The sequence below is a fragment of the Pseudomonas sp. K5002 genome, assembly GCF_013386655.1.
Lineage (GTDB): Bacteria > Pseudomonadota > Gammaproteobacteria > Pseudomonadales > Pseudomonadaceae > Aquipseudomonas.
This window is the reverse complement of record NZ_JACARK010000371.1, coordinates 1-7,187: the sequence shown is the minus strand read 5'-3', so window position 1 is coordinate 7,187 and position 7,187 is coordinate 1. Positions and strand designations below refer to the sequence as shown.

Here is a 7,187-nt window from a genome sequence, read left to right as displayed (position 1 = left end):
TCGCCAGCGCCATGGCAATCACCACCCGCTGGCATTGCCCGCCAGACAGTTGATGGGGAAAGCTGTTGGCGATGCGTGGCGGGTCCGGCAGTTGCGTCGACTCCAGCAGCGCCAGCATGCGCTCGCGGCGTTCAGCGCCAGGCATCTGCGGTGCGTGAATATCGAAGATCTCTTCCACTTGCTTGCCAATGCGAATCGCCGGGTTCAGCGCCGCCATGGGCTCCTGGAAAATCATCGCGATACGGTTGCCCCGCAGCTGGCGCAAACGCTCCTCGTCGAGGGTGCAAATGTCATCGCCGAGGAAGTCGATCACGCCTTCGGTATGCCGCAAACCCTTGGCATAGTCGCCCATGATCGCCGCCGACAGCACGGACTTGCCGGAGCCGGACTCGCCGATCACGCAGAGGATTTCGCCCTTGCGCACTTCCAGGCTGATGCCTTGCACCGCGTGGCTGCGGTCGGCGCCGGCGGGCAATTCGATGGACAGGTTCTGCACCCGCAGTACTTGCGTGTGGTTCATGCTCAACTCCTTGCGCCTTTCTGGGCGTGTTCATCCAGGCCGTCCGCCAACAGGCTCAGGCCCAGCATCAGGGTGGAGATGGCGATGCACGGGAAGATCACCAGGTGCGGGAAGGCGATGGCCATGGCGCGGCCGTCATTGATCATGCCGCCCCAGTCCGGTGTGGGCGGCGGAAGCCCGAGGCCCAGGAAGCCGAGGGCGCCGATCATGATCGCGGTGTAGCCGATGCGCAGGCAGAAATCGACAATCAGCGGCCCGCCGCAGTTGGGCAGGATTTCCACCAGCATGATCCGCAGCGAGCCTTCGCCCTGGGTGATGGCGCTGAGCACGTAGTCTCGCGAGCGAATATCGATGGTCAGGGCGCGCATGATCCGGAAGATCGCCGGCGCGCTGGTGAAGGTCACCGCAATCAGGATATTCAGCGCCGAAGCACCGAGGGCGATGATGATCACGATGTACAGCACCAGCACCGGGAACGACAGCACCGTGTCGGCCACATACGACAGCACGCTGTCGACCCAGCCGTTGAAGTAGCCGGCGCACAGGCCCATGGCGATGCCCACGGCAAACGCGGTGAGCGTGGCGAGGATCGACCAGAACAGCACGGTACGGGTGCCCCAGATCAGCCGCGAGAGAATGTCGCGGCCAATCATATCGGTGCCCAGCAGGAAGCTCTGGCCGTTGTCGCCGACGGTCATTGGCGTCAGTAAGGGCGTGAAGCTTTCCAGCGGATCATGGGGCGCGATCCACGGTGCGAACAGCGCGATCACCACCCAGCCGCCCACCAGCAGCAGGCCGAGCAATGCCAAGGGATGTTTGAACGAGTGCAGCAGGTTCATTGGGCACCTCCGCCGAGGCTGCGCAGGGTGATGCGCGGGTTGAGCCAGGTGTAGGCCAGGTCCGAGAAAATCTTGGTGATGCCCACCACCACGGCACTGACCATCGCGCAGGCTTCGATCAGGTACACGTCATGGTTCAGCGAGGCGGTGTACAGCAGCGAGCCGAAGCCCTTGTAGGCGAAGAACACCTCCACCACGATCACGTTCGACAGCAGCCACGGGATGTACAGCATGATCACCGTGACCGGCGCGATCAGCACATTGCGCAGGGCATGCTGCAGCACAATGCGTGAGGTCGATGCGCCCTTGAGTCGCGCCGTGCGGATGTACGGCGCCTGCATCACTTCCACCATCGAGGCCCGGGTGATGCGCGCCAGGTAACCGATGCCGAACAGGCACAGCACCATCAGTGGCAGCACCAATTGCACGACGCTGAAGCCTTCGCTCATGCTGCTCACACCGGGCAGCCAGTTAAGCCAGAACACAAAGATCGCGGAGACGAAAACCGCGCTGGCGAAGTCGGGAATCGAGGTGGTGACGATCGACAGGAACGACACCAGGCGGTCCAGCGCCGAGCCCTGGCGAATCCCGGCCAGAATGCCGAGGGTCAACGCCACCGGCACCATCACCAGCAAGGCCAGGCCGGCCAGGGTCAGGGTTTGCGCAAGGTTCGGCAGCAGCAGCTTGATCACTGATTCGCGAAAGTACACCGAGGTGCCCCAGTCGCCGCTGACAAAGTCCTTGAGCCACACCAGGTAGCGCCACACAAAGGGTTGGTTATAGCCATGTTCCACCAGCCACGCGGCGCGCTGGTCGGCGGCGGAGTAGGGGCCGAGGACGTTGATCGCCACGTCTTCGATATTCAGTTCCAGGGCCAGGAACACGATCAATGACACCGACAGCAGGGTCGCCACCAGCGCCAATAACTTGCGCATCAGAAAATGAGCCATGGGTGCATGCTCCGACTGTTCAAGGGATGCCTGCCCGTGTGCGGGCAGGGAGGAGGGCGTGCGCTAAATCAAGCGCTCATCCACACACTGTCCATCGGGTAGAAGTCGGAAGGGTGCACCTGGAAGCCCTGGACCTTTTTGCTCACGGCGGTGAACTTGTCGCCCCAGAACGGCTGCACGATCACGCAGGCGTCCTGCAGGATGCGTTCGACATCTTCCATCGCCACGGCGCGCTGTTTCGGGTCGATGATGCCCATGGCCTTGTCCAGCGCGGCATCGAACGCCGGGTCGCTGTAATGGCTTTCGTTCCAGGCACCACCGCCACGGTAGGCCAGTTCCAGGGACATTACGCCCAGCGGGCGGTGGGCCCAGTAGGTCAGGCTGAAGGCGGCCTTATCCCAGATCGGCCAGTACTGTGCAGCAGGGATCACCTTGAGGTTGATGCGGATCCCGGCTTCCAGGCAGTTCTGTTGCAGGATCTGCGCGCAGTCCTGTTCATAGCGGCCCTGGGTGTTGCCGACGATCAGGTCAATGTCGATGCCGTTGGGGAAGCCGGCTTCGGCCAGCAGCTTCTTGGCCGCCGCGACGTCGCGGTTGCGCTTGGGCAGCGGGAAATATTCGGGGTGGGAAGGCGCCACATGATGGTCTTCGCCGAGGGTGCCCATGCCGCGATAGGCGATCTTCAGCATCTGCGCGTTATCGGCGCACAGCACCACCGCCTTGCGGATGCGCAGGTCGGTGAACGGCTTCTGGTCGCAGGCCATGCGCATCACCACGGTTTGCGCCGACTTGCAGGTCAGCAACTGGGCCCCGGGCAAGCGCTTGGCCAGGTCCAGTTCAGCCACCGTCACGCGGTACAGCACGTCGACTTGTCCGGCTTGCAGGGCGGCGAGGTGGGTGGACACGTCGGTGCCCATGTCGATGTAGCGCAACTCGTCAAGGTTGGCTGGTTTGCCCCAGTAGTCGGCGCGCTTGGCGAAGGTCGCCTGCTTGTTCACGGCGAATGAAACCAGCTTGAACGGCCCGGTGCCCAGCGGGTTTTTCGCCCAGTCGTCACCGGCCTTGAAGCTACGGTGCACGATGGCGCAGGTGAAGGCGTTGAGCATCTCCGGGATCGCCAGGATCGGCCGCTTGAGCACCAGGCGGAACTGGAACTCGCTGACTTTTTCGAAGGCCTTGATGTCCTGGAACGCGGTGCGGTTCACCGACTTGGAATCGGCGGCGATCCAGCGTTCGATATTGTGCTGCACGTCGTCGACGTTGAAGGTGTCGCCGTTGCTCCACTTCACGTTCTGGCGCAGGTTGAAGGTCCACGTGGCGAGGTCTTCCGACGGGCTCCAGCTCTCGGCGAGGTAAGGGTGGGTGATGTTGTCGGCGTCGACCCAGGTCAGGTATTCCACCGAGTTGCGCAGCAGGTTCGAGGCTTCGATCCAGGTGATCAGCATCGGGTCCTGGATTTCCTGGATCGCGCAGGCAAACCGCAGGCTGCCGCCCTGGCGTGGCTCGGCGGCCTGGGCGTCATTGCCCAGCAGTGCGGAACCGAGAAAGGTGCTGGCACTGGCGACGGTGATGCCCAGCAGCGCGGCCGTGCGCAGGAATTGGCGGCGGTTGATTTCGCCGCTTTGCACTTGGGCACACAGATCATTTACGGCTGGATGCGGCGCGGCGCCGTCCAGGGTAGTCAACTCTTTCATAAGCCTCTCCGGTACTTGCGAATATGCGTTTTTTTGTTGAACCGCAAGGGTCAATGGCAAGCGCCGCGAAGGCGCGACCGTGACCGCTGTGAAGCCGGCAGAAGAACAAGGCGCAACGAAGTCGGGAGGGTGGCAATGGGACAGGACATAGGGCAGCTCTCATGTTGTTTTTATTAGAGATGCCCGCAGTTTTGTCATTTGCGCAAAGATCGACAAACGACAAATTCTGCGTTGGAACGTTCTATAAACGCATGTTACATGTCGCTCCCCACCGACCGATCGTTCCCACGCTCTGTGTGGGAATGCCGCCCCGGACGTTCCGCGCCCCCTCTGCGAAACGGTGACGCAGAGCGTCACGGGATGCATTCCCACGCAGAGCGTGGGAACGATCAGTACCTCAACAAGCGCGGGTCGAACGGGTAGTCGGAGAGCAACTCGATGCCGTGTTCGTGGATGTAGATCTGCTCTTCGAGCTTGATCCCTTCGCCGCCGTCGTCGTGGCCGATGTAGCTTTCCACGCAGATGGTCATGCCGGCTTCGAACACACCGTCGTAGCCCAGGGCATCAATGTCTTCGCGATGCACCACGTAGGGGTATTCACCGGTCATGCCAACCCCGTGCACCAGGGCGAAGTAACGGTTGTTTTTGTAATGCTCGGGAATCTTCCAGGCCAGTTCCGCGTACTCCTTGAAACTGCGCCCGGCCTTGAGCATTTCCATGTTGGTCTGCACTTGCTCGTAGGCCAGTTTGTACAGCTCCTGCTGCTTGGCGGTGGCGGCTTGTTCACCGCACAGGAAGGTCCGCGAGAAGTCGGCGTAGTAGCCGAAACGCCCGACCACGTCAGTGTCCAGCGCTACCAGGTCGCCGGCTTCGATGGGCCGGGTGCTGCACTCCTGGAACCACGGGTTGGTGCGTGGGCCGGAGGACAGCAGGCGGGTCTCGACGTAATCACCGTCGGTGGCGATCACGTGCTGGTGCAGGTGCGACCACAGCTCGTTCTCGCTGATGCCGGGGGTGAGTTTGCTTTCCATCAGGCGCACCCCGGCTTCGGTGGCACGCAGGCTGGCGCGGATCATCTTGAGTTCGTTCGGCACCTTGATGCAGCGCGCACGTTCCAGCGGTTCCTGGGCATCAAATATCTGATAGCCGAGCTTTTGCAGTTCGAAGGCCGCAGCGGAGGTGGCGCTTTCAATGGCGATGCGTTTGCCGCCGCCGCATTTGCGCACCAGCTCATCGATTTCCGCGGCCCAGTCGGCGGTGACATTGCCCAGGAAACTTTCGCAGAAGTAATAGGAGATGGCTTTGGCCGGGCGCACTTCATCGACGGTGTTGAGGGTTTCGGCCAGGTGCAGGCAGCCGCCGAACTCGAACACCACCACCGGGCCTTCTGCCGGGATAAACGCATAGCGGGCCGGGTTGCGCGCCGAGTACACCTGCATGTTGCGTGAGCCGGTGGCGTAGCGCATGTGGGTAGGGTCGAACAGTACGCAGGCGGCGTAGTCGCGTTTTTTCAGCTCGTTGCGTACCCGTTGCAGACGGTCCAACTGGATCTGCTGGATCTCGTCATGGGTAGGTTCGCAGTCAGCGGGGTTGCGGTTGGGGCCGGACAGACTCATGGGGTGTTCCTCGCAGGGCACATACGGTTTCAAGGTTTTTTAGGTATGAATCAGTCGAGCAACTGGTCGCTGCGGACCAGGTTGCGTTCGGCTTGCAGATGGGCTTCGGACAGGCGTCCGTAAAGCTGCTTGGTGCGCTGGGCACGGCCAATGATTCCGGGCTTTTCGGAGTAGGCGAAGATCGCCGTGTTGCGCTCGGTGGCGCCTTCCACGCGGGTCACCCGGTGCACCGAAAAACGCCCTTTGAATATCTGCAAATCGCCGGGATTCAGCTCCAGTTCCTGCACCCGCGAACGGTCCTCGCCACGCACCACCTTGCCGACGGCGCCGAGGTTCTCCTGGGTGCGCGAGCGAATCATCGGCGCGTACTCGAACAGGCCGCCGGCCTCGGGCTTCTGGGTCATCATGCTGACGATGAATTCGTTGGTATCGAAGTGCCAGGGCTGCTCGGTGCCGTCCGGCATCACGTTGATCACCAGCCCGGCGAACGGGTCGGCGTACTCGAAGATTTCCGGCTCATTCAGGCAGGCACCGATAAAGCGTTTCATCATCGGCGACACGTACAGCCGGTGGATGATCGCGTCCGGGGCGATCATGTCGCGGGTCACAAAGCCGCTGGTGCGCTCCATGAACGTGCGGCGCGGGTCATCGTGGGGCAGGGAGGTGTCGTCCTCGGTGAAGTAGGCGTTGACCTTGCGCACCGAATAAAACGTCTTGCCCGACAGCGCCAAACCTTCCAGGCGCGCCTGCTCAAGCGCTGCGGGGCGCAGGAAGTTCTTCAGCAGGCAGCAGCCGTCTTCGGCCAGTTCGGCCCGGGCGTGTTCGATCAGGGCCTGTAATTGAACATGGCCCGAATCATGTATGGGATACAGCTCGGTATTAATAATGTCGCTGATATCGCCCACTTCAGCGTCAGCAAGTTGAAGGCTCATGCAAGACTCCCGGAACTATCAGTTGGTGTTTTTTGGCTGACCCGATAGTTGCTGAACGAGGTGCAAAGTGGAAATTACAAGTTGTGATCGAATCCATCGGCGAGGGCGATAGTTATGTCGGGCGAACTGGATGGCACCCTGCTTAAAGTGTTTGTGGCAATTATCGAGTGCCAGGGGTTTTCGGCGGCCGCCGAGCGCCTGCACAAGACCCAATCCACCGTCAGCCAGAGCCTGCAACGCCTGGAAGACATCGTCGGCACGCCACTGATCCGCCGTACCAGCCGCTCGGTGGGCCTGACCCCCGGTGGCGAAACCTTTTTGATCTACGCCCGGCAGATCCTCAAGCTGCACAGCGAAGCCGTCAGCGCCGCGCAATTGCCCAATCAACAGGTGTGTATCCACCTCGGCATGCCCGAGGACTACGCCGAGTATTGCCTGGGCGGGATGCTCAAGGACTTCCAGGCGCAGTTCTCCCAGGTACGGCCCGATGTGTGCTGCGAGATGTCGACGGCCCTGGTGGGGCGCCTGCAACGGGGCGAGCTGGACTTGGTGCTGGGGGTGGAACACGCAGGTTTGCACAGCGGGGAATACCTGTGCGACGAGCCGTTGGTGTGGGTCGCGGCGCCCAGCTGGAGT

The 7,187-nt window shown here is 61.9% G+C and carries 7 protein-coding genes; 1 reads left to right on the top strand and 6 read right to left on the bottom strand.

What is annotated here, in order from left to right; translation table 11 throughout:
• From HX846_RS17760 to HX846_RS17735, 6 genes are all read right to left on the bottom strand, one after another.
• On the bottom strand, positions 1 to 520 hold a 520-nt coding region (locus tag HX846_RS17760; protein ID WP_178965810.1), incomplete at its 3' end, for an ATP-binding cassette domain-containing protein.
• A 2-nt stretch (positions 521 to 522) separates the two neighbouring features.
• Entirely contained in the window at positions 523 to 1,359 is an 837-nt protein-coding gene (locus HX846_RS17755) for an ABC transporter permease (RefSeq protein WP_003218574.1), read from the bottom strand.
• A complete protein-coding gene (locus tag HX846_RS17750; RefSeq protein WP_178965809.1) occupies positions 1,356 to 2,309 on the bottom strand; it encodes an ABC transporter permease in 954 nt (317 codons plus the stop codon). The genes HX846_RS17755 and HX846_RS17750 overlap by 4 nt, the downstream gene beginning before the upstream one ends.
• A 68-nt stretch (positions 2,310 to 2,377) precedes the next feature.
• Complete coding sequence (locus HX846_RS17745) at positions 2,378 to 4,003, bottom strand: ABC transporter substrate-binding protein (RefSeq protein ID WP_087693500.1); 1,626 nt, start codon at positions 4,001 to 4,003, stop codon at positions 2,378 to 2,380.
• 389 nt (positions 4,004 to 4,392) lie between these two features.
• Positions 4,393 to 5,619: a Xaa-Pro peptidase family protein gene (locus HX846_RS17740; RefSeq protein ID WP_178965808.1), complete on the bottom strand. Its 1,227-nt coding sequence runs from the start codon at positions 5,617 to 5,619 to the stop codon at positions 4,393 to 4,395.
• 50 nt (positions 5,620 to 5,669) lie between these two features.
• On the bottom strand, positions 5,670 to 6,551 hold the full coding sequence (locus tag HX846_RS17735) for a hypothetical protein (RefSeq protein ID WP_008432881.1): 882 nt from the start codon (positions 6,549 to 6,551) through the stop codon (positions 5,670 to 5,672).
• Between the two features lie 114 nt (positions 6,552 to 6,665).
• Here HX846_RS17735 and HX846_RS17730 point away from each other — a divergent pair.
• On the top strand, positions 6,666 to 7,187 hold a 522-nt coding region (locus HX846_RS17730), incomplete at its 3' end, for a LysR family transcriptional regulator (protein WP_178965807.1).

Bases quoted from the DNA above. Each gene is read 5' to 3' on its own strand.
- HX846_RS17755 (WP_003218574.1), bottom strand. From the start codon at position 1,359: ATGAACCTGCTGCACTCGTTCAAACATCCCTTGGCATTGCTCGGCCTG.
- HX846_RS17750 (WP_178965809.1), bottom strand. From the start codon at position 2,309: ATGGCTCATTTTCTGATGCGCAAGTTATTGGCGCTGGTGGCGACCCTG.
- HX846_RS17745 (WP_087693500.1), bottom strand. From the start codon at position 4,003: ATGAAAGAGTTGACTACCCTGGACGGCGCCGCGCCGCATCCAGCCGTA.
- HX846_RS17740 (WP_178965808.1), bottom strand. From the start codon at position 5,619: ATGAGTCTGTCCGGCCCCAACCGCAACCCCGCTGACTGCGAACCTACC.
- HX846_RS17735 (WP_008432881.1), bottom strand. From the start codon at position 6,551: ATGAGCCTTCAACTTGCTGACGCTGAAGTGGGCGATATCAGCGACATT.